This is a genomic window from Streptomyces solitudinis (assembly GCF_036323765.1).
In the GTDB taxonomy this organism is placed as follows: Bacteria; Actinomycetota; Actinomycetes; order Streptomycetales; family Streptomycetaceae; genus Streptomyces.
In genome coordinates this window covers 38,955-64,141 of record NZ_JAZDCW010000006.1, presented here as the reverse complement: position 1 = coordinate 64,141, position 25,187 = coordinate 38,955, and the positions used below count along the sequence as shown (strand labels likewise).

At 74.6% G+C, this 25,187-nt stretch carries 26 protein-coding genes, 1 tRNA gene and 1 pseudogene; 11 read left to right on the top strand and 17 right to left on the bottom strand.

Annotated features, from left to right (window positions below; all coding sequences use genetic code 11):
* The first annotated feature begins 93 nt into the window (after positions 1–93).
* A tRNA-Lys gene (locus V1J52_RS16790) sits at positions 94–166 on the top strand.
* Here V1J52_RS16790 and V1J52_RS26165 read toward each other — a convergent pair.
* Both V1J52_RS26165 and V1J52_RS26160 read right to left on the bottom strand, forming a co-directional pair.
* The gene (locus tag V1J52_RS26165; protein WP_443075863.1) at positions 164–661 is read right to left on the bottom strand and encodes a porphobilinogen synthase; all 498 of its coding nucleotides are present in this window, start codon (positions 659–661) and stop codon (positions 164–166) included. The two genes, V1J52_RS16790 and V1J52_RS26165, sit on opposite strands and share 3 nt — an antisense overlap.
* Positions 619–1,137 carry a protein kinase domain-containing protein gene (locus V1J52_RS26160; protein ID WP_443075850.1) on the bottom strand — a complete coding sequence of 173 codons (519 nt, stop codon included), beginning with the start codon at positions 1,135–1,137 and terminating at the stop codon, positions 619–621. The genes V1J52_RS26165 and V1J52_RS26160 overlap by 43 nt, the downstream gene beginning before the upstream one ends.
* A gap of 59 nt (positions 1,138–1,196) precedes the next feature.
* On the opposite strand from V1J52_RS26160, the gene V1J52_RS16785 reads away from it, so the two are divergent.
* Positions 1,197–1,865, top strand: a complete 669-nt coding sequence (locus V1J52_RS16785) for a DJ-1/PfpI family protein (protein ID WP_330140654.1) — start codon at positions 1,197–1,199, stop codon at positions 1,863–1,865.
* 93 nt (positions 1,866–1,958) lie between these two features.
* Here V1J52_RS16785 and V1J52_RS16780 read toward each other — a convergent pair whose 3' ends face one another.
* Entirely contained in the window at positions 1,959–2,093 is a 135-nt protein-coding gene (locus V1J52_RS16780) for a hypothetical protein (RefSeq protein WP_330140653.1), read from the bottom strand.
* Positions 2,094–2,150: 57 nt separating this feature from the next.
* Positions 2,151–2,726, bottom strand: coding sequence for a hypothetical protein (locus V1J52_RS16775; protein ID WP_330140652.1), 576 nt, complete (start codon positions 2,724–2,726; stop codon positions 2,151–2,153).
* Between the two features lie 354 nt (positions 2,727–3,080).
* On the opposite strand from V1J52_RS16775, the pseudogene V1J52_RS16770 reads away from it, so the two are divergent.
* The 6 genes and pseudogenes from V1J52_RS16770 (at position 3,081) to V1J52_RS16745 (ending at position 8,904) form a co-directional block, all read left to right on the top strand.
* Positions 3,081–3,809, top strand: a pseudogene (locus V1J52_RS16770) (helix-turn-helix transcriptional regulator).
* A gap of 392 nt (positions 3,810–4,201) precedes the next feature.
* A complete protein-coding gene (locus V1J52_RS16765; protein ID WP_330140651.1) occupies positions 4,202–5,254 on the top strand; it encodes an iron-siderophore ABC transporter substrate-binding protein in 1,053 nt (350 codons plus the stop codon).
* Complete coding sequence (locus V1J52_RS16760; RefSeq protein ID WP_330140650.1) at positions 5,251–6,294, top strand: FecCD family ABC transporter permease; 1,044 nt, start codon at positions 5,251–5,253, stop codon at positions 6,292–6,294. Before V1J52_RS16765 ends, V1J52_RS16760 begins: the two co-directional genes overlap by 4 nt.
* Positions 6,291–7,343, top strand: a complete 1,053-nt coding sequence (locus V1J52_RS16755) for a FecCD family ABC transporter permease (RefSeq protein ID WP_330140649.1) — start codon at positions 6,291–6,293, stop codon at positions 7,341–7,343. Before V1J52_RS16760 ends, V1J52_RS16755 begins: the two co-directional genes overlap by 4 nt.
* Positions 7,340–8,248, top strand: a complete 909-nt coding sequence (locus V1J52_RS16750; RefSeq protein WP_330140648.1) for an ABC transporter ATP-binding protein — start codon at positions 7,340–7,342, stop codon at positions 8,246–8,248. Before V1J52_RS16755 ends, V1J52_RS16750 begins: the two co-directional genes overlap by 4 nt.
* A 71-nt stretch (positions 8,249–8,319) precedes the next feature.
* A complete protein-coding gene (locus V1J52_RS16745) occupies positions 8,320–8,904 on the top strand; it encodes an MSMEG_1061 family FMN-dependent PPOX-type flavoprotein (RefSeq protein WP_330140647.1) in 585 nt (194 codons plus the stop codon).
* 329 nt (positions 8,905–9,233) lie between these two features.
* Here V1J52_RS16745 and V1J52_RS16740 read toward each other — a convergent pair whose 3' ends face one another.
* From V1J52_RS16740 to V1J52_RS16685, 12 genes are all read right to left on the bottom strand, one after another.
* Positions 9,234–9,926, bottom strand: coding sequence for a class I SAM-dependent methyltransferase (locus tag V1J52_RS16740; protein WP_330140646.1), 693 nt, complete (start codon positions 9,924–9,926; stop codon positions 9,234–9,236).
* A 367-nt stretch (positions 9,927–10,293) separates the two neighbouring features.
* A complete protein-coding gene (locus tag V1J52_RS16735; protein ID WP_330140645.1) occupies positions 10,294–11,412 on the bottom strand; it encodes a methyltransferase domain-containing protein in 1,119 nt (372 codons plus the stop codon).
* 228 nt (positions 11,413–11,640) lie between these two features.
* A complete protein-coding gene (locus tag V1J52_RS16730; protein WP_330140644.1) occupies positions 11,641–12,015 on the bottom strand; it encodes a hypothetical protein in 375 nt (124 codons plus the stop codon).
* 8 nt (positions 12,016–12,023) lie between these two features.
* Positions 12,024–12,197: a hypothetical protein gene (locus V1J52_RS16725; protein ID WP_330140643.1), complete on the bottom strand. Its 174-nt coding sequence runs from the start codon at positions 12,195–12,197 to the stop codon at positions 12,024–12,026.
* 14 nt (positions 12,198–12,211) lie between these two features.
* A complete protein-coding gene (locus V1J52_RS16720; RefSeq protein ID WP_330140642.1) occupies positions 12,212–12,883 on the bottom strand; it encodes a hypothetical protein in 672 nt (223 codons plus the stop codon).
* 79 nt (positions 12,884–12,962) lie between these two features.
* Positions 12,963–14,186: a helix-turn-helix domain-containing protein gene (locus V1J52_RS16715; RefSeq protein WP_330140641.1), complete on the bottom strand. Its 1,224-nt coding sequence runs from the start codon at positions 14,184–14,186 to the stop codon at positions 12,963–12,965.
* A gap of 337 nt (positions 14,187–14,523) precedes the next feature.
* Positions 14,524–14,898, bottom strand: coding sequence for a hypothetical protein (locus tag V1J52_RS16710; protein WP_330140640.1), 375 nt, complete (start codon positions 14,896–14,898; stop codon positions 14,524–14,526).
* A 46-nt stretch (positions 14,899–14,944) separates the two neighbouring features.
* Complete coding sequence (locus V1J52_RS16705) at positions 14,945–15,421, bottom strand: roadblock/LC7 domain-containing protein (protein WP_330140992.1); 477 nt, start codon at positions 15,419–15,421, stop codon at positions 14,945–14,947.
* A 37-nt stretch (positions 15,422–15,458) separates the two neighbouring features.
* Entirely contained in the window at positions 15,459–16,292 is an 834-nt protein-coding gene (locus V1J52_RS16700; protein WP_330140639.1) for a transcriptional regulator, read from the bottom strand.
* 8 nt (positions 16,293–16,300) lie between these two features.
* Complete coding sequence (locus V1J52_RS16695; protein WP_330140638.1) at positions 16,301–16,693, bottom strand: hypothetical protein; 393 nt, start codon at positions 16,691–16,693, stop codon at positions 16,301–16,303.
* A 247-nt stretch (positions 16,694–16,940) separates the two neighbouring features.
* Positions 16,941–18,563: a CocE/NonD family hydrolase gene (locus V1J52_RS16690; RefSeq protein ID WP_330140637.1), complete on the bottom strand. Its 1,623-nt coding sequence runs from the start codon at positions 18,561–18,563 to the stop codon at positions 16,941–16,943.
* Between the two features lie 469 nt (positions 18,564–19,032).
* Positions 19,033–20,301, bottom strand: coding sequence for a PucR family transcriptional regulator (locus tag V1J52_RS16685; protein ID WP_330140636.1), 1,269 nt, complete (start codon positions 20,299–20,301; stop codon positions 19,033–19,035).
* 37 nt (positions 20,302–20,338) lie between these two features.
* Here V1J52_RS16685 and V1J52_RS16680 point away from each other — a divergent pair, with 37 nt between their 5' ends.
* Both V1J52_RS16680 and V1J52_RS16675 read left to right on the top strand, forming a co-directional pair.
* Positions 20,339–21,643, top strand: coding sequence for an alpha-hydroxy-acid oxidizing protein (locus V1J52_RS16680; RefSeq protein ID WP_330140635.1), 1,305 nt, complete (start codon positions 20,339–20,341; stop codon positions 21,641–21,643).
* 127 nt (positions 21,644–21,770) lie between these two features.
* Positions 21,771–22,556: a TSUP family transporter gene (locus V1J52_RS16675; RefSeq protein ID WP_330140634.1), complete on the top strand. Its 786-nt coding sequence runs from the start codon at positions 21,771–21,773 to the stop codon at positions 22,554–22,556.
* 129 nt (positions 22,557–22,685) lie between these two features.
* On the opposite strand, the gene V1J52_RS16670 is transcribed toward V1J52_RS16675, so the two are convergent.
* Positions 22,686–23,375 carry a hypothetical protein gene (locus tag V1J52_RS16670; protein WP_330140633.1) on the bottom strand — a complete coding sequence of 230 codons (690 nt, stop codon included), beginning with the start codon at positions 23,373–23,375 and terminating at the stop codon, positions 22,686–22,688.
* A 271-nt stretch (positions 23,376–23,646) separates the two neighbouring features.
* Between V1J52_RS16670 and V1J52_RS16665 the strand changes: the two genes are divergently transcribed.
* On the top strand, positions 23,647–25,149 hold the full coding sequence (locus V1J52_RS16665) for a helix-turn-helix domain-containing protein (RefSeq protein ID WP_443075849.1): 1,503 nt from the start codon (positions 23,647–23,649) through the stop codon (positions 25,147–25,149).
* The last annotated feature ends 38 nt before the right edge of the window (positions 25,150–25,187 follow it).

Below are 25,187 nucleotides of genomic sequence, written 5' to 3'. Positions count from 1 at the left end.
CGGGTCCCGGGGCCAGGCCCCGGGACCCGCGGCACGCTCGGTACCCGTTCGGCCCTCACGCCCACGTCCCGCTATGCTCGGTCCAGTACACCCGGGCCGTTAGCTCAATTGGCAGAGCAGTGGACTTTTAATCCATTGGTTGTGGGTTCGAGTCCCACACGGCCTACTCCCGCAGGGAGGAGTGAACCGCCTCTGACCTGCTACGCAGCGTCCGTATCGGCCTCGGCCGACTCGGGCGCTGCTTCAGTTTCCGGCTCCCGCGCGAGTGATGCGTGAGCGGAGGTGTCCTCCGCCGCGTCCTCAGGGGTCTCCCGCCGCTTCCTCGGAAGGGTCTGTCAAACGTTCGGCTCTGTCTCACTTCCGATGGTGACGGAGCGTAAGAGTTGAGCGGCGCTGTTCGCAGAGAGTGCGACCGGCGCTCTGACCTCGATAGTTCGAGTGTATGGCAGCACGCCGAGGTCGCTGATCCTGTCGCGCCGTACTGTCGCGGACAGACGCCGAGGTACTCGCCCCCGGCTGGACCGAGGGCGTGGAGGGCGGCCCACTCGCCGGAGGTAGAGCAGGCGACGATCGGCACGGGCTGGTCGGCGCGGAGTCGCACGAGGACGTCGGCGGCGGTCAGGGCCGGCTGGAGGGGGAGGGAGTCGGCGCCCTCGGTGATCTAGCGACGGGCCTGGGCCAGTGAATCCGTCTCCGTGAGCCGGGGCTAGGAGCTGTCCGCCCGATCACGTGACGCCCGCTCCGGTGAGGAGCACCGCCACGGCGATCATCCCCGTAGCCGTGCGGTGCCGGTTCGCGCGCGGGCGGCACCGGCTGCCGCAGGGTCGCCTGCGCCGCCCGGGGAGCGCCGTCGACGATCGCTCGCAGCGCGTCCGCGAGGTGTGCTCCGGACGGGCGCATGGCCGGGTCCTTGTCCAGCAACTGCTCGATGACGTCGCCCAGCGGACCGGGGACGTGGGCGGAGGGCGGTTCGAAGGCGACGGCGAACGCGGTGGCCGTGAGGTCCCCGCGGGCGAAGGGAGTCTGACCGGAGGCGAGGAAGCACAGGGTGACCCCGAGGGAGAACAAATCGCTGGCCGGTCCGGCGGGCTGATCGCGCAGGCGTTCCGGGGCCATGTACTCGGCCGATCCGACCACGCCCCCCGTGCCGGTGAGACCTGTGTTACCGGACAGGGCCCCTCGGCGCCGCCGGAGCCATGACGGGGCTCGCGGCCCCCTCGTCCGCCGCCGCTCCTCCCGGCCGTCCGCGCACTGGCCCGTTCCGCGTCCACGTCGTCCTCTTCGACGGGGTCGAGGAGCTGGACTTCGCCGCCCCCTACGAGGTGTTCTCCGCCGCCGGGTACTTCACCGACCGGCCCGTCGAGGTGCGCTACGTCTCCGTCACCGGCCCCACGACCGTCCGGGCCACGTACGGGACGCGGGTCCGCGTCGAGCACGGCTGGGCCCCGCGCGAGGCGGACCTCCTGGTCGTCCCCGGCGGCGGGTACACACGCCCGGACGACCCAGGCGTCGGGGCCGAGATCCGCCGCGGCACCCTGCCCGGGGCCCTGGCGGACGCCGCCCGCCGGGGCCTGACGGTCAGTGCCCTGTGCACGGGGGTGATGCTGCTGTCCGCCGCCGGTCTCACCCGTGGCCGCCCCTGCACCACCCATCACCGCGTCCGGGCCGACCTGGAGGGCCAGGGCGGCGTGCTCAAGAACGCCCGTGTGGTCGACGACGGGGACCTGGTGACGGCCAGCGGCGTCACTTCCGGATTGGAACTGGCGCTCTGGCTGGTCCGGCGCGAACTGGGCGCGGAGGCGGCGAACGACATCGAGGCCATGATGGAGTACGAGGCCCGCGGTACCGTCTGGGTCCGCGGCTAGCGGCGCTGAGCCAGCCCGCCGCCAGCGCTCCGCACCGCCCGGCCCGCGCGCCACGCCTTCCCCGGGGCGCAGTGCGCCGGGGCATGGCGCGGCTCACCAGGTGACGGGGACGGCCTCCGGGATGCGGAAGGCCACGTCCGTGCGCCAGGGCAGCCGGTCGGGCGGGACGGTCAGGCGTGGCGGGTGCTCCAGCGCGGCCAGGGCCTCAACGAGGGCTGCGACCTGCATCCGGGCGAGGGCGTTGCCGGGGCAGCGGTGGGTGCCGCGGGGGCGGGGGCCCGGCGGTCAGGTGCGGAAGGAGTAGCCGAGGAGCCGGGAACGGGCGGTGCGTGCGGGCACGCCGAGGGCCGTTCCCACCTCCTCCCAGCCGAACCCGTCCGCCTCGACCGCGAAGGCCGCCCGGTGTGCCGCGTCCTTCGTCGTGCGCTCCAGCGTGGCCACGGCCTTCAGGGCGGCGAGCGGCGCCTCGTCGGCCAGCGCCATCACCTGGTCGTGCACCTGCGCCAGCAGGGTCTCCAGCCCGGCGGGCAGCGCGGCCGTCCGGGCCCGCACGTCCGCGACGTGCTGCTCCCAGTCGTCCTGCGGCCCGGACACGTCCGCGAGCCGCGGTCCGCTCTCGGCCACCTGCTCCCAGTCCAGCGCGTAGCGTTCCTCTCCCCGCCAGCCGCACGCGCACGCCGCCCGCAGGTGCGAGGCCAGCGGCGCGCCCAGGGTGCCGTCGTAGGCGTACCAGTCGGTGGTGCTTGGTACGTGGGGGCCGCTGCCCACGTCGTAGTAGACCGGCGCCGGTTCGCTTCCGTCCGGCAGGACGGCGCCCGGCCGCCCCTCGTGCACGGCGCCGAACTCCGCGCGCCACGTCATCCCCATCGTCTTCCTTACGGTCGCCGGGACCTGAGTGTCCGAGCATGCCCGTCCGCGACCGCGTCCACGGGCGGAAGCGGGAGTTTCCCGCCCGAAGGCGTTTTCGGCCGTGCACCTCACCCGGGGCCGCGCACGTCACCCGGGACCGCGCACGCCGGGGACCGGGCCCGTCGTGCGCGGTGGGGCACGCCCTAGGGTGAGGGCATGTCTGTGGCCCCGCGCCCGTCCGCCGCCGTCCCCGCCGCCCGTTCCGCTGCGGACACCGGGGCGCGGACACTCCGGGAAGCGCGGACGCGCCGGGAGGCCCGCTCACCCCGGGAGACCCGTTCGCTGCCGGTCGTCGCGGCGGGCGCGATGGAGACGCCCTTCTCCATCGCCGGTTACGACGAGGTCGTCGCCTGCGACACCACGTAGGGCGAGCACTCGCACCCGTTCCACGAACTGCTGTGGAACGAGCGGGGCGTGTCCACGGCCGTGGTCGGCTCCCGCGTGTGGACGATCACGCCCGCGCTGGGCCTGTGGATGCCCGCGGGCGTGCTGCACTCGGGCTCGGCGGTCGCCGGGACGTGGTTCCGGGCGGGCTTCTTCGGCTTCCACACCACGCCGTCCATCTCCGACACCCCGGTGGCGGTCGAGATCACCCCGCTGCTGCGGCTGCTGCTGGAACGCCTCGGCGAGGCGGATCTCTCCCCGGCCTCCCAGGCGACCACCGGGGCGATGGTGCTGGACGTGCTCAAGCCGTCGCCGCGCGAACTGCTCGTGCAGGTGCCCACCTCAGCGCTGCTGCGGCCGATCGTGTCGGCGCTGCGCGACAGGCCGGGCGACCAGCGGACGCTCACGGACTGGGCGGCGGAGCTGGGCGTGAGCGCCCGGACGATCACGCGCGCCTTCACCGCGGAGACGGGGACCAGCTTCGCGCGCTGGGTCGCCTCGGTCAGGGCGCAGCACGCTGTGGCACTCCTCACCCGGGGCTGGGAGGTGGAGGCGGTGGCGGAGGAGGTCGGCTACCGGTCCGCGAGCGCGTTCGGGGCGGCCTTCCGGCGGACGACGGGGCTGACGCCGGGGACGTTCCGGGCGCCCTGAGAGCCCCCGAACCCTCCCAGGCCGTCCGGACCGTCCGGAATGTCGTCGGCCGTCGTGTGAGTTTTCCGGCGCCTGCCGGGGGTCTCCCCGGGGGCCGGCCGATGCCGCCCCGGGGCGGTGCGCGCCGCAAAGCCCCGACCAGGGAACGGATCTGAGCCACCGTCGCCTCCGCCGGACTGGCCACGCACCCGCTCCGGTGTCCCGATCACGACACCACCTGTCTCAAAGGGTCGATTGCGACATCGCGTGTCACTCTTTTAAGGTGCGAGGCGAAGGCAAGCCTTACCTAAGTGCTTGCGAACAGCGCGGTGCACCTCCACGACGGCAACCCGGGAAACCAGGCGTGCGAGAACCGGCACCTCTGGCATTTCCGACAAGTGGGGTATCGAGATATGCGTTCACATCGCCTCCGGCTGCTCACCGCGGCAGCCGCCCTGGTGACCCTCGCGGCCTGCGGCGGTCCGTCCGCCGCCGACGACGAGGGCAAGGAGACGGCCCCCGAGCAGGACAACAGCTCGTCGACGGCCTTCCCGCTCACCGTCGAGCACGCCCTCGGCACGACGACCATCCCCGAGAAGCCCGAGCGCGTCGCCACCGTGAACTGGGCCAACCACGAGGTGCCGCTCGCCCTCGGCGTGGTCCCGGTCGGCATGGCCGCCGCGAACTTCGGCGACGACGACGGCGACGGCGTGCTGCCCTGGGTCGAGGAGAAGCTGGAGGAACTCGGCGCCGAGACGCCCGTCCTCTTCGACGAGAACGACGGCATCGACTTCGAGGCCGTGGCCGACACCAAGCCCGACGTCATCCTGGCCGCCTACTCCGGGCTCACCCCGGAGGACTACGCCACCCTCAGCGAGATCGCCCCCGTCGTGGCCTACCCGGACGCGCCCTGGGCGACGCCCTGGCGCGAGATCGTCCGCACCAACAGCCAGGCCATCGGCATGGCCGACGAGGGCGAGGAGCTCGTCGGCGACCTCGAGGCCGAGATCGCCCGGACCGCCGCCAAGTACCCCCAGCTCAAGGGCAAGTCGGCGATGTTCATGACGCACATCGACCCCAACGACGTCAGCGAGGTCGGCTTCTACACGGCCCACGACACGCGGACCCTCTTCTTCGAGGACCTCGGACTGACGATCCCCGGCAGCGTCGCGGAAGCCTCCAAGGGCACCGACAAGTTCGCGCTGACCAGGAGCGCCGAACAGATCGACGCCTTCAACGACGTGGACATCATCACCGGGTACGGCGACGAGACGGGCGAGCTGCTCGAAACGCTGCGCAAGGACCCGCTGCTCTCGAAGATCCCCGCCGTCGAGCGCGGCTCGGTGTACCTGCTGCCCGGCAGCACGCCGCTCGCCACCGCCGCCAACCCGACGCCGCTGTCGCTCTCGTGGGTGCTGGACGAGTACGCCGCAGCCCTCGCCGAGGCCGCGGACAAGGTCGGATGACGCCGACCGTCACCCGACCCCTGCCGGACGCCGCCCCCGTGCGGCGTCCGGCAGGCGTCCGCACGCTCTGGTTCCTGGGCGCGGTGCTGGTCCTGGCCGCGCTCATGGCCGCGTCCCTCGCCTTCGGCTCGCGCACCGTCGGCTGGTCCGACGTCTGGGCCGGACTCGGCGGCGCCGACGGCACCCTGGAGCAGGCGGCCGTCACCAAGCGCATCCCGCGCACCCTGCTCGCCGTGGCGATCGGCGCGGCGCTGGGCCTGGCGGGCGGCGTCATGCAGGGCGTGACCCGCAACCCGCTGGGCGACCCCGGCATCCTCGGCGTCAACATGGGCGCCTCCCTGGCCGTCGTCACCGCCGTCGCCTACTTCGGGCTCTCCTCACCGACCGGCTACATCTGGGTCGCCATGACGGGCGCCGCCCTCGCCGCGGTGTTCGTCCACACCGTCGGCACCCTGGGGCGCGGCGGTGCCACACCGCTGAAGCTCGCCCTCGCCGGAGCCGCCACCTCCGCCGCGTTCGCCTCCCTGGTCACCGCCGTCGTCCTGCCCCGCAACGACATCGCCGGCGGCTTCCGGCTGTGGCAGATCGGCGGCGTGGGCGGCGCGTCGTTCGAGCGCATCGGACAGGTACTGCCCTTCTTCGCCGCCGGCTTCGCGATCTGCCTGCTGTCGGCGCGGGCCCTCAACTCCCTCGCCCTGGGCGACGAACTCGCCGCCGGGCTGGGCGAACGCGTCGCCGTGGCCCGGGGCGTGGCCGCCCTCGGCGCCGTGGTGCTGTGCGGCGCGGCCACCGCCGTCGCCGGGCCGATCGGGTTCGTCGGCCTCGTCGTCCCGCACACCTGCCGTCTCCTGGTCGGCGTCGACCACCGCTGGCTGCTCCCCTTCACCGCGCTGCTCGGCGCGGCACTGCTCACCGCCGCCGACGTGCTGGGACGCGTGGTCGCCCGCCCGGCGGAAGTGGACGTGGGCATCATCACGGCGCTGCTCGGCGCCCCGTTCTTCATCTGGATCGTCCGACGGCAGAAGGTGCGCGCCCTGTGAGTGCCGACATCCTCACCCGGCCCGCCCGCGGGGCGGACGTCGCCCGCGGCCGCGTGCGGCGGGCCCGCAGGCGGCGCGTGGTCAGTCTCGTGCTCGCCCTGCTCGTGGCCGCCGCATTCGCCGTGACCCTGATGGCCGGGCACACCTTCTACCCGCTCGACGACGTCGTCCGCGTGGTGATGGGCGAGCAGGTGCCCGGGGCGTCCTTCACGGTCGGACGGCTGCGCCTGCCCCGGGCGGTGCTCGCCGTGGTGGCCGGAGCCAGCTTCGGCCTGGCCGGCGTCACCTTCCAGACGATGCTGCGCAACCCGCTGGCCAGCCCGGACGTCATCGGCATCAGCGCGGGCGCCAGCGCTGCCGCCGCCGTCGCCATCGTCGTGTTCTCCCTGGGCGGGACGCAGGTGTCCGTCGTCGCCATCGCCGCCGCCCTCGCCGTGGCGCTGCTGGTCTACACGCTCGCGTTCAAGGACGGCGTCGTCGGCACGCGGCTTATCCTCATCGGCATCGGCATGGCCGCGATCCTGGACAGCGTCATCGCCTACGTCCTGTCCCAGGCCGCCGAGTGGGACCTCCAGGAAGCCATGCGCTGGCTCACCGGCAGCCTCAACGGCAGCACCTGGGACCGGACGCTGCCCGCCCTCGTGGCGCTGGCGGTGCTCTGCCCCGTACTGCTGTCCCAGGCCCGGAACCTGTCCGCGGTACGGCTCGGCGACGACACCGCCTCGGCCCTGGGCGTCCACGTCGAACGCACCCGCATCACCGTGATCGTCGCCGCCGTCGGCCTGATCGCGTTCGCCACGGCCGCGGCCGGGCCCATCGCGTTCGTCGCGTTCCTGGCCGGACCCATCGCGGCCCGGATCACCGGGCCGGGCGGCTCGCTCCTGGTACCGGCCGGACTCGTCGGCGCCCTGCTCGTCCTCGTCGCCGACTTCACCGGCCAGTTCGCCCTCGGCATGCGCTACCCGGTCGGCGTCGTCACCGGCGTGCTCGGCGCGCCGTACCTCGTGTACCTCATCATCCGAACCAACCGGGCGGGGAGCTCCCTGTGACCACGACCCACTCTCTGGCGGCCGAACGCCTCAGCCTCGCCTACGGCAACCGCACCGTCATCGACTCGCTCGACGTGACCGTGCCGCCCGGGCAGGTCACCGCCATCGTCGGCGCGAACGCCTGCGGCAAGTCGACGCTGCTGCGCTCGATGTCCCGGCTCCTCGCACCGCGCACGGGCCGGGTGGTCCTGGACGGCCAGGAGGTGCACCGGATGCCCGCGAAGCAACTGGCGCGCACCCTCGGCCTGCTGCCGCAGTCCCCGGTCGCCCCCGAGGGCATCACCGTCGCCGACCTCGTCGGCCGGGGACGCCATCCGCACCAGGGCGTGTTCTCCCGCTGGAACGCGGACGACGACGCGGCCGTCGCGGCGGCCCTGGAGGTCACGGCCACCACCCCGCTCGCCGACCGGGCCGTGGACGAGCTGTCCGGGGGCCAGCGCCAGCGGGTGTGGATCGCGATGGCGCTCGCCCAGCAGACCGACCTGCTGCTCCTCGACGAACCCACCACCTTCCTCGACGTGAGCCACCAGATCGAGGTGCTCGACCTGCTGACGGACCTGAACCGCACACGCGGCACGACGGTCGTCATGGTGCTGCACGACCTCAACCTCGCCGCCCGGTACGCCGACCACATCGTCGCCCTCGCCGCAGGCCGCCTCCACGCCGCCGGACCCCCGGAGGAAGTGCTCACGGAGGACACCGTGCGCGCGGTGTTCGGCCTCGACAGCCGCATCGTCGAGGACCCCGTCTCGGGCCGCCCGCTGATGCTGCCCATCGGACGGCACCACGTCACGGCACCCCCGGAGCCGTCACCGGAGGCGGCGGCGTCGGAGGCGGGGGCCTCTCCGCGACCGGCGGAACGGTCGCCGGAGCCCGCCGACGCGGGGAGCACCGCGCGCCACTGAGACACCGGCCACCGCGGGCACGCCGGACGCGCGTCCCGCCCCTCCGCACCTTCGACCCACCGGGGACCCCGATGCTGCCCAAGACCACCGGCACCACCACGGCCGCGCCCCTCGACGGCTGCACCGAGCTGCGATCGGCCGCCGAACTGCGCGAACTACTCGGCGAACCCTGGCAGATCGTGTTCGACAAGGTGCACGACCAGCTCACCGAGAACGACACGGACGTCCTGGCCCGCTCCCCGTTCTGCCTGCTCGCCACGTCCGACGCGCGGGGCGCCTGCGACGTCTCCCCGCGCGGCGACGCCCCCGGCTTCACCCACGTCGTCAACACCCGGACGGTCGCCCTGCCGGAACGCCCCGGGAACCGGCGCGGTGACAGCCTGCACAACATCCTGGAGAACCCCCGCACCGGACTGCTCTACCTCATACCCGGCAGCCGGGACGTCCTGCGGATCAACGGCCGCTCCCGCATCCTCACCGACGCCCCCTTCTTCGACGCCATGGCCTCGGCGGGCCGACGCCCCGCGCTCGCCCTGCTCGTGGAGATCGAGGAGATCTACCTGCACTGCGCCCAGTCCCTGAACCGCTCGGGCCTGTGGAACCCGTCCACCTGGCCCGGCACCACCGACGACCAGCCGCCCTCCCCCGGAACCTGACCCCGCGGGGAACCCCGGCACCGGAACCAGCCGCCCGCACGGACAACCCCGCACGAACGGCCGAACCCAAAAACCCCGCCTGCGCGGGGAAGACGTGTCCGGCCTCACCGACCTGTACGCCGTCAGCGGACCACCCCCGCCTGCGCGGGGAAGACACCAGCTCCTGCGTCAGCCGGACGCCGACTGAAGGAGCACCCCCGCCTGCGCGGGGAAGACTCTTTCTGACCTGGGGCGTTAGAGAGGCTTTGCCTTTTCTTTGCCTTGCGCTGTACTCGTCACCGGGACATGCTGACATGAGGACGAGCGGTCCGCTGCGTCCCCGCCCCGAGTCAGGGCGCCTGGCGGAAGGCCGTTACCAGCAGGGTGTCGGCGGCGCGTGGGACGTCCCCCGTGAGCGGCAGTACATCGGTACTGATCCCAGTGAATCCGGCCTCGTCGAGGAGCTTGGTCCACACGTGTTCCTGGAGGACCCAGCGACGCATCGTGGTCGCCTTGCCGTCGGGGGTTCTCGCGGGGACGTCGGCAGCTGTGACGTCGGGCTGGCCGGGCGCGCCGCTCAAGTAGTGGGCGAGCGTGGAGAACACCAGCCGTCCACCTGGCCGCAGCGCGGCGCACACCGCTGGCAGCAGTTTCCGTGGCTGGGTGAAGTCGAGGGCGCCGAAGACGCTGTAGAGCACGTCGTAGGCACCGACCATGGTGTGCAGGTGCTCCACGACATCGGACCGGACGAGGCGGAGCCGGGGTGCGAGGTGGCCGTACAGGTCGGTGGCCATGGCGTACTGCGCGGGTGAGGCGTCTACGGCGATGACCCGGCCGGTTTCGTGGTGAGTGGCCAGGTGGGCGGCGTGCCGGGCGGCCCCGGCGCCGAGGTCGCCGATGACCCGTCCGCCCAGATCCCCGAGCACTTCCGGGCCGGGGCCGGAGTCCTGGGTCCAGCTCCAGCGGAAGGTGTCAGGGACGGCGCGGTCGCGCTCAGCGCGGATGCGGCCGTAGTGGAACCAGAGGTCCGCAGTGGTGGTCACCGCCCCATCCTGGCGGGTCCGGCCGGATGCCCGGGCCCGGATCTGCGGAGTTTCGCCTGGCCGTGCCGCTCCGATCCCGACCGGAGACGTCTCATGTCGTGCAGGAAGCATCGCATCGTTCACGCCTACGGCCGAGCACTGTTCGGAACACCCCGCCTGCGCGGGGAAGACGTGCGCATAGTGCGGCACAAACACGTCACCGACGGAACACCCCCGCCTGGGCGGGGAAGACGCTTTCTGACCTGCGGTGTTAGAGGGACTTTGCCTGTTCTTTGCCGTTGGCTGTTGTCGTCATCGGACATCGTGGCAGACGGGGCGCGGCCGTGGGCGCGATCGCGGCGCACGCGGGTTGCCCGGCTTTCTCGTGTCAGGTCGGCGGGAAGGGGATGTCCAGGCCGTCGAGCCAGACGGACTGGCCCGTGGGGTCGACGGTGAGGCCGAAGCGGTCGCGGGGTGGTGAGCCCGCGTCCGTCCATCGCGCGTGCGCGGCTTCGACCTCGTCCCACAACCGGCGCGGGCCGCCCTGTTCGACGTGGAAGGTCTTGTGTCCGGGGACGTAGTCCACCGAGGCCCAGGTCTGCCGGTCGTCGGACAGGACCCACAGGGTCGACTCCCGGCTGCCGTCCTCGGCTTCCACCAGGAGCGGCCAGGTGGCGGAGAGCTGGAGGGACACGGCGAACCGCTGGTCGAGGTCCCAGTACAGGGTTTCCGGGTGGATGCCGGTGCGGCTCTCCGCTGCCTTCGGCGCGCTGATGTGGTCGGCCAGGTAGCCGCGGCCGGGTCGCTGCTGGCGGACCCACATGAAGGCCGGTCGGCCGGTGAACCGGCCCCGCGCGACGCCGTCGGCCACGTCGAGGACGGCGAAGGAGGCGGAGAAGAAGCCGGTGCCCCACGGAGTGACGATGCGACCGGCGGGGGTCTGCTCGATCCACGCGTACGGCACCCTCTGCACCGCGCAGGTGCAGATGAGCCGGTCGAAGGGGGCGTGCTCGGGGATGCCGGCGAGTCCGTCGCCGCACACCACGGCGGGGTGCTGCCCGGCGGCGGCGAGGTTGGTGCGTGCCCGGGCGGCGAGGGCCGGGTCGGTCTCGATCGTGGCCACGTTCGCGTCACCGAGCCGGTGCGCGAGCCATGCGGCGTTGTAGCCGGTGCCCGTGCCGATCTCCGCGACGCGGTGGCCCTCGGTGACGCGGAGCAGGTCCAGCATTTCCAGCATGAGCGAGGGCATCGACGTCGAGGAGGTGGGCGTCGCCGGGCCCTCACTGGTGTCCGCTCCGTCGTTGGTCTGGGTCGTCAGGGCCAGGTCACCGTAGACGTACCTGGCCCACGTCTCCGGCTCGTCGGCCCGGCTGACGACCCGGTTGCCGTGGCGGTAGGTGGCGGTCACGAAGAGGCCCCGGTCCACGGCCGTGACCGCAGGACGCCATTCGGGTGTCAGCGCGCCGAGATCGTCGAGGATGTCGACCAGGCGCTTCGGATCGCTCATGGCGTCACCTCCCCGGCGGGGGCCACTGGCCGTCGGACTCTTTCGGGGACTGCTTCTTGTCGCCCTCGGCCCCGCCCTTGCCGTCACCGTGCTTGCCCATGTCTGTCCTTCCGTTTCCGGGTGCTGATCTCCCTGCCGCCGGGTCAATGCCCGATGAGGCGGTGCGTCACGCGGGGTCACGAAGAAGTTCAGCCGAGAGAGGCCGTTTAGCTCTTGGGCCAGGGGTGGTCAGGTGGCGGGGCCCGGACGGCACCGGGGGCAGGCCCTGGGGAACCAGAAGCTGATGTCGCCGTGCCAGCGCTGGCGTTGTGGGGGCGCTTCGACGGCGTCGGGGCCGAGCGGCGTGCCGCAGTGGACGCAGGCCTCGGCGCGGATCTGCGCGTCGGTGAGGCCGGTGCGCGGGATGCGTTCGTAGGGCGGCCCGCCCGGTGGCGGTGCTCCGGGAATGCGGGTGGCCTGCCAGGCGGTGTAGAGGGCGTGGCTGACCGGGCAGGTAGCGCCGCCGCGGGTGCGGCAGGCAGGGCAGCGGCGGCCGTGTCGCAGGAGATCGCCCCACGCCAGGTCCGCCGCCCGCTGCCGGGGCGTCAGGGGGGCGGTCGCCATTCTGCGGATCACCATGGTCCGCATCCGGCGGGTGTGGGCGGCAGGCCGTCGTGCAGGGGTAGCCGGGCGACGTACCGCCGTACGAGCGCGCGGTGTTCGTCCGCCACCGCCACGGTGCGGGGCGGGGCCGGGCGGCAGACGCACACGGTCCGGCTGGTGATCAGCAGACGTCGGATGCGCACGGCGGGCGGAACCGTCACGCGGCCCCCGTCCCGTACCAGCAGGGCGGGCATTCCCACACGGACGTGACCGGGGCCGCGGAGGCGAGGCGGGCGCTGCGGAGGTGGAGGTCGTCGCTGGGGGTGCCGCAGGTGGTGCAGCAGACCGGCGGAAGGTTCTCGACGGCCAGGCACACGGGGCACATCTGCCGCCGCCAGCCCGGCCCGGACGGGGACTCGATGAAGCTGACGGTCACGGCCTCGCCCGTACCGCAGCCGTCACACCGCAGCCCGCTCACCGGTTCACCGCCCCGGCCGGTCCGGCAGTGGGCGTCCGCGTCCCAGGCGGCGGTGAGTGCCCTAAGCAGCGGTTCCGGTTCGGTCAGTGCTGTGGTGGCCGGGAGGACGAGCCAGCGCAGCGGGCCGGTCGTCACTCCGGCGGGCGGGACGGGAATGCTCAGTCCGCTGGTGAAGACGTAGACGCCCTCCAGGTGCGGCCAGGCGGTGGCGGCGCCGGGTTCCACGAGCCAGGTCCAGACGCGGTGGGTGGCGTCCTCCATGACCGCCCCGGTGCGTTCACCGAGGGCCGCGAGGACGGCGGGGCCGAGCCCGGCAGGCACCCGGACGGCGTCCCACCACCGTCCGGCGGGCAGCAGGACCGGCTCCCCGCCGGACGGCGGGGACCAGGGGACGGAGGAAGAGTGCGACACGGCGGCTCCCAGGTTCGGTGATCGTTCTGTCACCGAACGTAGGGGTGCTCAAGTAGCGGTAGGAATACAGAACGTAGCCCTACAGGGCGCCTACCCGCATCCCCAGTTCCAGCAGGTTCCCGCGCCGCTGGGTACGGATCATCGTGCGCACCGTCTCCCGGACGCCCGGGTGCATGCGCGTCGTTGACGGCGCGATCGCCTCCGCTGTCAGGAACGCCGCCAGGGCTTCGTCACGCTGCCCGTTGTACCAGTGCCCCCGGCCCACATCGATCCAGTGCTGGGACCTGCGCTCGGCCGCGTAGCCCTGCGGGAGGTCTCCGCTGACGTGTTCGGCGGCGCGGACGGCGTCCCGGCCCCGGCCCATCTCCACCGGCAGGCTGACGGACCAGATCGCCGCGTTCGTCGGCCCGAACTGGAGCTGGTAGTCGTTGCGGTCCTCGCCCAACTGCTCGGCTGCCTGCCGAGCTTTGAGCAGGTGCCGCTGCGCCGATGTGCCGTCACCGGCTCGCGCGGTGTTGAGGGCCGCCTTCAGGTGGAAGGCTCCCGCCAGCGACAGGGCCTCGGGCGTGCGCGGTGTGCCGAGGTCGACGAGCGCGCCGTCGATGACGTCGGCCGCGTCCTGGTGTTCACCGATCGCCAGGTACTCACCGGCCTCGTACCAGCGCGCCGACAGCAACCGCATGGGGTCCTCGGTGCGCTCGGCCGCCCACACCACCCGTTCGGTCGCCAGGGTGGCGGCGGAGGAGCGACCCAGCTTGTAGAGGTACTGCATGGCGCACTCGTAGCCGGACGCGAGCAGGTCGTAGGCCGTGAGGCGGTCCTGTCCGGTGCACACCTCGGCGGCGACCTGGAGGTCGCGGAGCAGCGCGGGCAGCAGCTCGGCGGTACGGGAGAGGTCGGCGCCCTGCCGTAGGGCGTTCGCGGCTTCCACGCGCGTCCGCAGGTCCGTCACGTCCACGGCGGCGGCTTCCTGGTCGGTCGGCCGGGCGGGGCGCCCGTGCCGGAGCAGGGCGCGGTGGACGGCCGCGACGGCGAGAGCGGCGTCCTGGGCGTTCCGGTCGGCGGGCGCGAAGGGCTGACCGGTGATCTCGGTGGGATGGCAGTCGAGCGCGCGGCTGAACGCGAGGATGACGGAACCCCTGTCGAGACTGCGGCGGCCCTGCTCGAATCCCTTCACCGCCGACAGCGAGTAGCCGGTCTCGCGGGCGAGGCGTTCCTGTGTCCATCGGCGGCGTTTGCGGAGCGCGGCGAGGCGCTGGCCGTTGCTCTCGGGGTCCGGCGGGACGTCAGTGCGGTACGGCAACTCGTGCCTCCGTTCGTGACTTCGACATGAGGACGGTACCCCCGGGGCTGTGTGCGGGAACACCGGACGGCTTCCCGGCCGCCGGGGGGCGAAGACCCCGCGGGGACTCCGGCGTCAGGGGACGGTGGCGAGGACGTGTGTGCAGCGGGCCGGGGGTGGCAGGGGAGGCCGAGGCTACAGCGGCACACCCCTCGGCGGGGGTACGGTTCGTAGCCCTTCGGTCATGCCGCCACCGGTACTCCCATGCGTACCCGCAGCGTTCCCGCGTCCTGGCGTGCCGTCTCCGGTCCGCGTGCCGCCAGTTCGCCGACCGTTCCCCGCGCGTGGTGCCCGGCCGTCAGACCTCCAGCTCGGCTTCGATCCGGCGGAGCTGGTGGCGGGCCATCGCCAGGTTGGCCCGGTTGCGGTCGAGCGCGAGGTAGAGGAACAGGCCCTTGTTGCCGCGGGCCCGCAGCAGCCGTATCAGGTGGTACTGGGAGCCGAGGGTGATGAGGATGTCCTCGATCTCGTCGGTCAGGCCCAGGTGTTCCATCGTGCGCACCTTGGCGCGGACGACGTCGGTGTTCCCCGCGGCGGCGACGCCGAGGTCCAGTTCCTTGCCGCCGCCGAGGGTGCCGAGTGCCATGCCGCTGCCGTAGTCGACGAGGGCGACGCCGATGACGCCGTCGATGGAGGTCATCGCCTCTTTGAGCGCGGTCTCGGTGTTGGCCATGGTGGTGGGGTCCTTCCGGTGGAGAGGGGTGTCCGGGGGGCTGTGGTCAGGGCTGCTGCGGGCGGGGGCGCGGGGCGCGGCGGTCCTGGGCGGCGTCGACGAGGGTGCCGACGCGGGCCCCGGCGCGCCGGGCTTCGAGGTGGATGCGGCCGACGTTGCTGCGCGGTTCGGCCAGGACGGTGAGGACGGCGCTGCGGCCGGCCGCGTAGGTGGCCACGTAGCCGTGCTCGCTGCGCACGACGAGTTCGTGGAAACCGCCCTGGGCGGCGGCGTCCGACAGGCGCAGGGCGACGCCGAGCGCCGCCGCCGTGAGGGCGGCCAGGGACTCGCCGTCCACGGTTCCGGTGTCCCCGGCCAGCACGAGCCCGTCGACGCTGGCGGCGAGCGCGCCGGTGATCTGCGGGGCGCGGGCCCGCAGGCGGCGCAGCTCCTCAAGCACGTCGGCGTCGGGTTCGGCGGCCATCGCGGGTTCGGCGGCCATCGGCGGTCTCCTTCCGGCGCGCTGTCGCAGCGCGCGCCTCATGACGGCGTGCGGGGTGCCGGGCGGGTGGGCCATGGGCTCACAGGTGTGCCTCCAGTGCGTCACGGATGCGGCGCAGGGTCGCGATGTCCGGGGCCTCGGGGATGTGGCCGGGCGGTGCGGGCCCCGGCGGGGGCGTCGGTGTCCGGCGGGGCGGCGCGGGGCCGGGCGGGGTGCGGGGGGTCTCGACGACCCCGGCGGCGGCCAGCCTGCGGACGTCCAGCAGGACGCGGAAGACGGGACGGCCCAGGGCGGCGGCGACGTCGGCGGGGGTGCGCGAGCCGTCGGCGAGCCGGAGCACGTCCCGCTGCCGGGGGGTGAGGGGCGCGGGGGGCGGGAGCGGTGGTCCGGCGGCCGGGGCGGTCCGGGCGGGGGCGGGGCGCAGCGGGGTGATGTCCACCTGCGGGTAGGGCCAGAGCCGGTCCAGGACCCCGGCGCGGCGGTGCAGTTCGCGGCGCAGGGCGGGGACGGCGACGGGGCGCACCGGGCCGAGCCAGTGCCGCGCCCCCGCGCGGAAGCGGGCGGGGGCCCCGCTGTCCGCGAGGACGAACCAGGCGGCGTCGAAGAGGGCGGAGAGGTGGCAGATCTCGAGTTCGCCGCGGGTGAGGTGGCCGCCTTCGACGAGGGCACCGGCCACGGTGCCGCCGCCGGTGGCTCCCGGGCGGCCACCGGCTCCTCCGGCGTGCAGGGCCTGCTGCCAGCTCCGCTCGTCGAGCCGTCCCGCGCGGGTGAGGAGCAGTTCGACGCCGGGGGCGGCGGGGCTGTCGGCGTGCACGACGTTCCCGTGGGCGAGGTAGAGGGTGCCCGCGGTGCACAGCACGGCGCCGCTCGCGCGGTCGGCGGCGAGCTGGCCGAGCAGGGTGGCGAGCGGCATGCCCATGATCAGCTGAGCACCAGGGCGCCGGCGAGCTGGGTGAGCCGTAATCGGGCGAGGGCGAGGTTGCCCTGGTGCCGGTCCAGCCACAGGTGCACGAAGACGCTGCTGTCGAAGGCCGTCTCGACGTAGCGCAGCAGGTGGTAGCCGCTGTGCGAGGTGACGATGACGTCCTCGACGGGCGACGCGCCGGTGTCCGGGGCGTCGGCGGCGCCGAAGGCGGCGTGCTCGGCGGCCATGCGGGCGAGTTCGGCCGTCTCGGCGGCTGTGGTCTCGTGGTCGCCGGAGGCGGCCTCGCCGATCGTGCCGAGGGCCAGCCCGCTGGTCCAGTCGACCACCGCCGCGCCGCGTGCGCCGGGCAGCCCCATGGCTTCGAGCAGGCACTCGTCGATTCCGGGCACGCCGCATCTCCTCCCCAGGTCCTCCAGCGCCCCTCGCGGAACCGGAGGTGAGGGTGAAATTACGGTGCGTGCCACTCGTTCGGAGGACTTTCGCGGTATTGCTCCGCGCATCCGTCGCCGGGCCTATAGTTCGCCCGGCACATGACGGTTGGCACATGAGGCTGGCACATGACTCGGGGAAGTGCCGACGCCGCCGACGTGCCCCGGGGCGTCGGCCAGGTGAGGCCCCGGAGCACGCCGGGGGCCGTCAGCGCAGCGGGACGGTCAGCCGCGTATCGGTGAACTCCACCTCCTGGAAGGCGGAGTTGTGGTCGGTGTAGAGCAGGTCGGCGCCGTCGATGACGAGGGCGAGGCGGTGTCCGGCGGGCAGGTCGTACGCGGTGGAGAACAGCTCCGCGTCGAGCGTGAAGGGCTCGCCCGGGGTGCGGTCGTGGAAGGTCGCGGGGGCGTGGGTGATGAGCTTGCCGATGCCGAGCGGGCCGACGTCGTAGAGGTGGGCGATGGCCGTGCCGCTGGACCGGTTGCTGGTGACGGTGGTGGTGAGCGTCACCGTGCCCCGGATGCGCTGTCCGGCCTGGTAGCGGCCGGTCTGCCACACGGCCGCGCGGGTGCGCGGCAGCAGCGGGACGGACGCCGTGGGCGGGAGCTGGAGGAACTGGTCCAGGGTGCTGGAGAGCATCGCCACGCCGCCGTTCGCCCCCGATCCGGCGTTCGGCCAGATCCGCTCGGGGTCGTCGAAGACCAGCCGTTCGGTGCGGGCGGGCACGGCGGCCCAGTCGGTGTAGCCCTCGTATGCCGCGTCGCTGCGGGGCTTGAGCCGCACGGGCGGCTCGGCGTCGATGCCGTTGGCGACGCCGCGCAGGTGGTGGTCGAACCAGCGCCGGGTGTTCGTCCAGACGTCGTTGGGCAGGCCGAGCAGTCCGGTGGCCTCGGCGGTGGCGTGGTCGCCCGGGCGCAGTTCGAGGCGCTTGGGGCCGGTCAGCTTCTCGTAGAAGTCGGCGTACTGGTTGGGCGGGAAGATGGAGTCGCCCCAGGCGTTGGCCAGCATGACCGCCGCGCCGTTGGCGTTGATCCGGTCGACGTGGCTGGACGCCGAGCGCTCCGCGCCCCACGCGATCAGGTCGGCCTCGTGCTCCAGGTCGCCGCTGAGCATGGCCCGCATCATCGCGGCCGTCTCGTCGCTGGGCCGCCCGGTGAGGTGACCGAGGCCGGTGAGCACGGCGGTGGACTGGGTGTGCTGGGTGCGCCCCGAGTAGAGCGAGCCGACGAGGTCCGCCCAGCCGCTCATCGCGGCGACGGCCCGGACGCGATCGTCGAATGCGGAGGCCAGCAGCGAGATGCCCGCGCCGTAGGAGATGCCCGCCATGCCGACGCGGGCCGGATCGGCGGCGGTGTGCTCCAGCGTCCAGTCGATGACCTTCGAGGCGTCGGCGACGTCGGCGGGGCCGCCCACCTCGATCTCCCCGCCGGACTGCCAGAAGCCCCGGACGTTGTAGGAGACGACGACGTAGCCCTGGGCGGCGAGCTGCCGCGCCTGCGCCAGGTACTCCACCTGCGGCATGGCCCAGCTCGTGGGCAGCACGATCGCCGGGTGGCGGCGCCCGTCGTCCCGGGGCGCGACGACGTTGGCGGCCAGCCGCACGCCCGCGTGGCCGGGAATGTCGACGAACCGCAGCTCGGTGGGGAGGCCGTCGGCGGCGACGCGGGAGGTGGCCGGGGAGTGGGGGGCGGCGGCGGGGGCGTGGACGGCGGACGGCGCCGGGACGGCGTGCGCGGCGGGCACGGCGGCCGAGGCGGTGCCCGCCAGCAGGGCCGCCGCGACGGCGCACGCGGTGGTGCGGCCTCTTCGGGAGTGGGGGGTCCCTTTCATGAACGCGGCTCCTTGGCTCGGGTGCCGGTCCGGTGCCCGGCGCGCGGCGGAGGGGGCGCCCGGCGGCGGCGAGGCCGACGGGTGGTGCGGCTCGGTCGGGCACGGGAGGCAGGCGCCGGGGCGGGACGGGACGCGGGCCGACGGACCTGTTACCCGTAGGTAACACGAGCTGGGTCAAGGATGGCGGCGCCTCGGCCCGGGGCACCTGGTGCGGCGGCCAAAGTCCGGCCGCGGCTTTTGTGACGCGTCACGAACCCGCCCCCGGGCCGTGCCCCCGCTTCCCCTCCCGCCGCGCCGGTCCCGCACGCCCCCGCGCTCCGCACGCCCGCCCGCGCCCCGGCGCGCCCGGCGCGCCCCGCGACCCGCCCAGCCCCGTACGCGTCCCGCCCCGTACGGCGTCACGTCACCGTCCCCGTCCGCGTCACGCCCGTGCGGCGTCACGTCCCGTCCGCGTCACGCCCGTGCGGCGTCACGTCCCGTCCGCGTCGCCCCGCCCGCCGCCCACCGCGTCGTAGGCCGCCAGGGCCGCGCGCACGCGGGCCGCGTCGGCCGGCCGGGCGGCGTCGAGGCCGGTCAGCTCCGTGACCCGGCGCAGCCGGTAGTCCAGCGTGTTCGGGTGCACGCGCAGGCTCCGCGCCGTGCCCCGGCGGTCCATGCCGTGCGCCAGGTACGCGCGCAGCGTGGCCAGCAGCTCGGGCCGCCCGGCGAGCGGTGCGACGAGGGCGGCGAGCTGGTCCAGCGCGGGCCCGGGGCGGGTCAGCTGGTACTCCAGCAGGACGTCGGCCAGCCGGTACGTGCCGGGCGGACGCCCCGAGGCCGCCGCGACCTTCCGGACGTCCGCCGCCAGCCGGGCCGCGTCCGCGACCGCGTCGGGACCGGAGGCGACGGCTCCGGCCGTGACGGAGGCGCCGCACACCCGGGCGGCGTGCTCCAGGACCCCGTCCAGCCACGCCCACGTCCGGGCCGGGACGTCGCCGGGCGGACCTTCGGCGGGCACCAGCACCAGGCCGCCGTCCACCGACAGCGACGACAGCACCGTCCCGCGCACGTGCCGCTCCAGCTCCACGCGCAGCCGCCGCAGCTTGCGCCGCCCGGCGACGGCCGGGTCCACGCCCGGCGTCCGCTCGTCCCGGTGCGCGGCCACGGACAGGCTGAGCACCAGGTAGCAGGCGGGCAGCCGCAGACCGGCGCGGTCGGCGGCGTCCTGCGCGGGCACGGCGTCCAGCAGCGCGTCCAGCAGCGCCTGGCGGGCCGAGTGCTCCTCGCCGAACGCCGTCTGCCGCTCCTGGACGTACCCGGCCACGCCCGCCGCCGTGACGCGCTGGAGGTACTGGAGCAGCAGCCGGTGGACGGTCAGCACGGCGGCCAGGTCGCCCGGACCGGCCAGCGGGGACACCTCGTCCATGCAGACCCGCGCGCCCAGGTGGTAGGCGCTGATCACGGCGTCGAGCGGCAGCCCCTCCTCGGCGCGCCGGGCCGCCGACTCGCGCAGCCCGGCGAGCTGCCGCTCGTCGGGGGGCTCGCCGCTGCGCAGCACGTCCACGAACGCCCGGATGGACTGCTGCGCGACGCGGACGATGTCGCTGCGCAGCTCCTCCAGCGGCAGCGCGGCGTACGCCGGGAGCTGCCCGGCCAGCTCGTCCACGACCCGCACGGCCAGGTCAGGGGCGTGCGCCGCCAGGTGCCGGTGGACCGTGGTGCTCCCGAAGGTGATCGGCGCGTTCTTGGGATCGGTCACAGTGCACTGTGGCACGCCGCCGCCTTAGCGTGCGGGCATGACCGAACCGGCGGCACCGAGCACCCCGGGCGGCTTCGGCCGTGCCCGGCAGAACGACATCTACCGGGCGGGCGTCCTCGGGCGCAGGCCCCGCGTCCCCACTGACTTCGCCACGCTGGAGCGCCGGGCGCGGCGGAAGCTGCCGGCACGGGCCTGGGCGTACGCGGCCGGGGGCGCCGGGGGCGGCGCGACGATGCGCGCCAACCGGGCCGCGTTCGACCGCTGGGCCATCGTGCCGCGCATGCTGCGCGACGTCTCCCGCCGGGACCTGGGTGTGGAGCTGTTCGGGCGGCGCCTGCCCGCCCCGGTGCTGTTCGCCCCGGTCGGCGCGGCCGGACTCGTCCACCCGGAGGCGGACGTGGCCGTCGCGCGGGCCGCCGCCGCGCTCGGCGTGCCGTACGTCCTCTCCAGCCAGGGCTGCGCCCCCATGGAGGAGTGCGCGGCCGTCATGGGTGACGCGCCGCGCTGGTTCCAGCTGTACTGGAGTTCCGACGACGCGCTCGTGGACAGCCTGCTGCGCCGGGCGGCGGCCATCCGCGCGGACGCCGTCGTCGTCACCCTGGACACGACGATGCTGGGCTGGCGCCCCATGGACCTCAACCTCGGCTCGCTGCCGTTCGCCCGGGGGCAGGGCATCGCCCAGTACACCTCCGACGCGCGGTTCCGCGACCTCGTGCGCGAGCGGATCGCCGCCGCGCGGGCCTCGGGCACGAAGCCGGACGTCACCGTCACGCTCGACGCGGTGAAGGCGCTCGTCTCGATGAGCCGCCGCTTCCCCGGCGGGCTGCTCGCCAACCTCCGCTCGCCCGAACCCCGCGCCGCCGTCGAGACGTTCCTCGACGTCTACTCCCGGCCGTCCCTGAGCTGGGACGACCTCGCCACCCTGCGCGCGCGCACCGACCTGCCCGTGCTGCTCAAGGGCGTGCTGCACCCGGACGACGCGCGCCGCGCGGTGGACGCGGGCGTGGACGGCATCGTCGTCTCCAACCACGGCGGGCGGCAGGTGGACGGCAGCATCGCCGCGCTGGACGCCCTCACCGGCATCGCCCCGGCCGTCGCCGGGCGGGTGAAGCTGCTGCTGGACAGCGGGATCCGCAGCGGCGCGGACGTCTTCAAGGCGCTGGCCCTCGGCGCGGACGCCGTCACGGTCGGACGCCCGCACCTGTACGGGCTGGCGCTCGCCGGTGCGGAGGGCGCCCGGGACGCGGTGGCCGACATCATCGCCGAGTTCGACCTGACGCTCGGGCTCAGCGGGCTGACGAGCGTCGCCGAGGTCACCAAGGACGCGCTGCAACGGGTCTGACGCCCGGGGCGGGCCGCCGGGCCCGGCGGCCGCGTCCGTCATCCGGGCGGGGCGCGGGGCGGTCCGGAGCCGCGCGTAGGATCGTCCCCGACGTAAGGAGGACGGCCCATGACGGTCATGACGGGCCATGGCTGACCTGGGGGACATAGCGCTCACCACCGTGGTGCTGCTCTGCGTCGCCGCCGCCCTCGCGGGCTGGGTGGACGCGGTGGTCGGCGGCGGCGGACTGCTCCAGCTCCCGGCGCTGCTCATCGCCTTCCCGCACCTGCCGCCCGCCTACGCGCTCGGCACCAACAAGGCGGTGGCGGTCGTCGGCACGGGAGCGGCGGCGGTGACGTACGCGCGCAAGGCACCGGTGGACGTGCGGCTGGCGGCCAGACTGGGGGTGCTCGCCGCCCTGTCCTCCGTCGGCGGGGCCTTCTTCGCCGCCGGGGTGAACAGCGCGGTGCTGCGCCCGCTCATCATGGTGCTGCTGCTCGCCGTGGCGGCCTTCGTCGTCCTCAAGCCCCGCTTCGGCACCGCGCCCAGCGGCCCGGTGACGCGGCGGCGCGTGCTCGCGGCGATGCTCGTAGCCGGGGTCGGCATCGGCTTCTACGACGGGCTGCTCGGCCCCGGCACCGGGACGTTCCTCGTCATCGCGTTCGTCGCCCTGCTCAACATGGACATGGTGACGAGTTCGGCGACGGCGAAGGTCGTCAACGTGGGGACGAACCTGGGCGCGCTCGCCATGTTCGGCGCGCAGGGCACCGTCCTGTGGCAGCTCGCGCCGCTGCTGGCGCTGTTCAACCTCGGCGGTGCCGCGCTCGGGGCGCGCATGGCGCTCCGGCGCGGCAGCGGCTTCGTCCGCGTCGTCCTGCTGACCGTCGTCGTCGCGCTCGTCACCAAGCTGGCGTACGACCAGTGGTGGGCGTGAGCGGCAGCCCCGGTGGCGGGCACGGGCGGCGCGGGCCCGGGTGGCGGGCACGGGCGGTGGCGGACGCGACCGGCTCGCGCGGGCGGGCCCCGGCCCCCGTACCGGGGCCCGCCGCGCGCGGCCGCCCCGTCAGCGGAGCCTGGTCTCGGCCGTCCGCAGCGTCTTCTTGAAGCCGCGCACCGGCGCGGTCTCCAGAGTGCCCATCTGACCCCACTGCACGACGGTGACGAACGCGCCCTCCCGGGCGACACCGAGCAGGTTCACGTTGAGGCTGGACTCGGGGAAGGCCGTCTCGATGCCGTGCACGCGGCCGTAGTCACGCTCGGAGACGGACGCCTCCGGGTACTGCTCGGCGAGCTCGTCGGCGCAGTTCTCCACCGCCGCCCGGAGCCGGGCGGTCAGCTGGCGGGCCTCGCGCTCGTTCGCGGCCCGGTACACGACCTGGAAGGCCGAGGTCTCCAGGTCGGTGTGGAAGTCGCGGTGCACGGCGCCGGTGTCGGGCACGAGACCGTCCACGCAGAACCGCTGGCCGCCGGCGCCCTCGGTGACCGGACCGGCGACCCACGGGGTCCGGGCACGCGGCAGGTCCCCGGCCTCCAGCAGCTCGTGGGCGGACGGTGCGGCGGACGTGGACGCGGAGCCGGACGCGGAGCCGGATGTGGACGGAACCGCGGTGGCCGTCGCCTGGGCGGGTCCCGCCCCGGCGAGGGCGGCGGCGACACCGGCCGCGGTGGTGGCGGCGACGGTGGCGGCGGCGATCCGCACGGCACTGGTACGGGTACGGGCACGGGCACGGGCACGGCGCATGGTCTGGCGCATCGGGCAACTCCTGGATCGTGGCTGGTCATCGTCGGGGGCCCCGCCGACAGTCTTGCCCGGCCCCCGGCGGCCGGACGTCCGGCCGCCGGACATCCGGGACGCCGGAACGCCGGGGAGTACGCTGGCCTGCGGAAACGGCACCGCCCTGGAACGCCCGCCCGGAACGCCGGAACGCCGGGAACGGCGGGTGAGGGGCACCCGGGGGGCCAGCGGTGCCGGGCGGGGACGGCCGGAAGGGCACCGGACGGCGGTCGGCAGCGGAACGGCGGGGATGCACGTGGTGGGCGAGCCCAGGGAGACGGCCGCGTTCGCGGCGTACCTGCGCGAGCTGAAGGAGCGTTCGGGACGCAGCTACGGGTATCTCGCGCAGCGCCTGCACATGAGCACGTCCACGCTGCACCGGTACTGCCACGGTGCCGCCGTGCCGGTGGCCTACGCGCCGGTGGAGCGGATCGCGCGGCTGTGCGGGGCGGGCCCGGAGGAACTGGTGGAGCTGCACCGGCGGTGGCTCCTCGCGGACGCCCGCCGGGCGGACCGGGCGGACCGGGCGGAACGCCCTCCGGCCGCCGCCCCTCCGGCCGGGGCCGGCCCCACGGCCGGAGCCGGGACGGCGGCCGGTCCGGGGGAGGCGGCCGGTGCGGAGGCGGCCGGTGCGGAGGCGGTGGCACCGGAGGCGGCGGCCGGTCCAGAACCGGCCATCGGCGCGGACCCGGACCCGGAGCCAGTTCCGGACCTGGCACCGGCACCGGACCCGGACCCGGAGCCAGCACCGGGCCCGGCCCCGGCCCCCGCCGGTTCCCGCGCACCGGCGCACGTCCGGTTCCGGCGGCCCGCTGTGGTGGCCGTGGTCGTCGCGCTGGCCCTGTTCCTGGCGCCCGTGATGCTGGCCCTGGTCCGGGGCGGCGGCACGGCACCGCCGTCCGCCGAGCCGCCCGGTCCCGCCGCGCGGCCGCAGGTTCCGCAGGACCCCGGCAGCCCCTCGGCGGACGGTTCCGGTTCCCCGTCCGCGTCCGGTTCCGCACCGGCCTCCCGCTCCCCGCAGCCCGCCGTTCCGCAGGCGCCGCGGCCCGTCCCGGCGCCGCCGGAGGGCACCGCCCGCGCCTCCGGTTCCGCCGAGCCCCCGCGGCCCGGTTCCGCGCCGCTGACCGTGACGGCCCGGTCCCACGTGTGGCAGGCCGAGTGCGGCCACCGGTACCTCGTGGACCCCGGTGTCGCCGGTCCCGCCGACGTGCCGCCGCCGCCCGCCGGGCAGGACGCCCGCGCGTGGGCGGCGGAGCTGGGCGCGGTGCACGGCGGCCGCACGAACCTGGAGGTCACCGTGCAGGGCACCGGCGCCACCCCGGTCGTCCTGCTGGACCTGCACGTCCGGGTGGCCGAGCGGCGCACGCCGCTGCCGTGGCCGTCCTATGCGATGGACCACGGCTGCGGCGGCGCCCTCACGCCCGCTCACTTCGCCGTGGACCTGGACGCCGGCCGGCCGCTGACCCGTCCGGTCGACGGGTACGACGCGGGCGGTGAGACGGGGCGGGTGCTCCCCGCCGAGCGGTTCCCCTTCCGGGTGTCCAGGGCGGAGCCGCAGGTCCTGCGCGTCAACGCGACGACGGCCGGGTGCGACTGCGCGTGGTACCTGGAGCTGGAGTGGTCCGCCGGGGGCCGCACCGGCACGCTCCGCATCGACGACGCCGGGCGCCCCTTCCGCACCAGCGGCGCCGGCGGGCACCCGCAGTACGGGTACTGGCCGGACCGGGGCGGCTGGGTGCGCGAGGACCTCTGATCCGTGGGTGCGACACCGGTTCGGATGGTGCTGCCGGG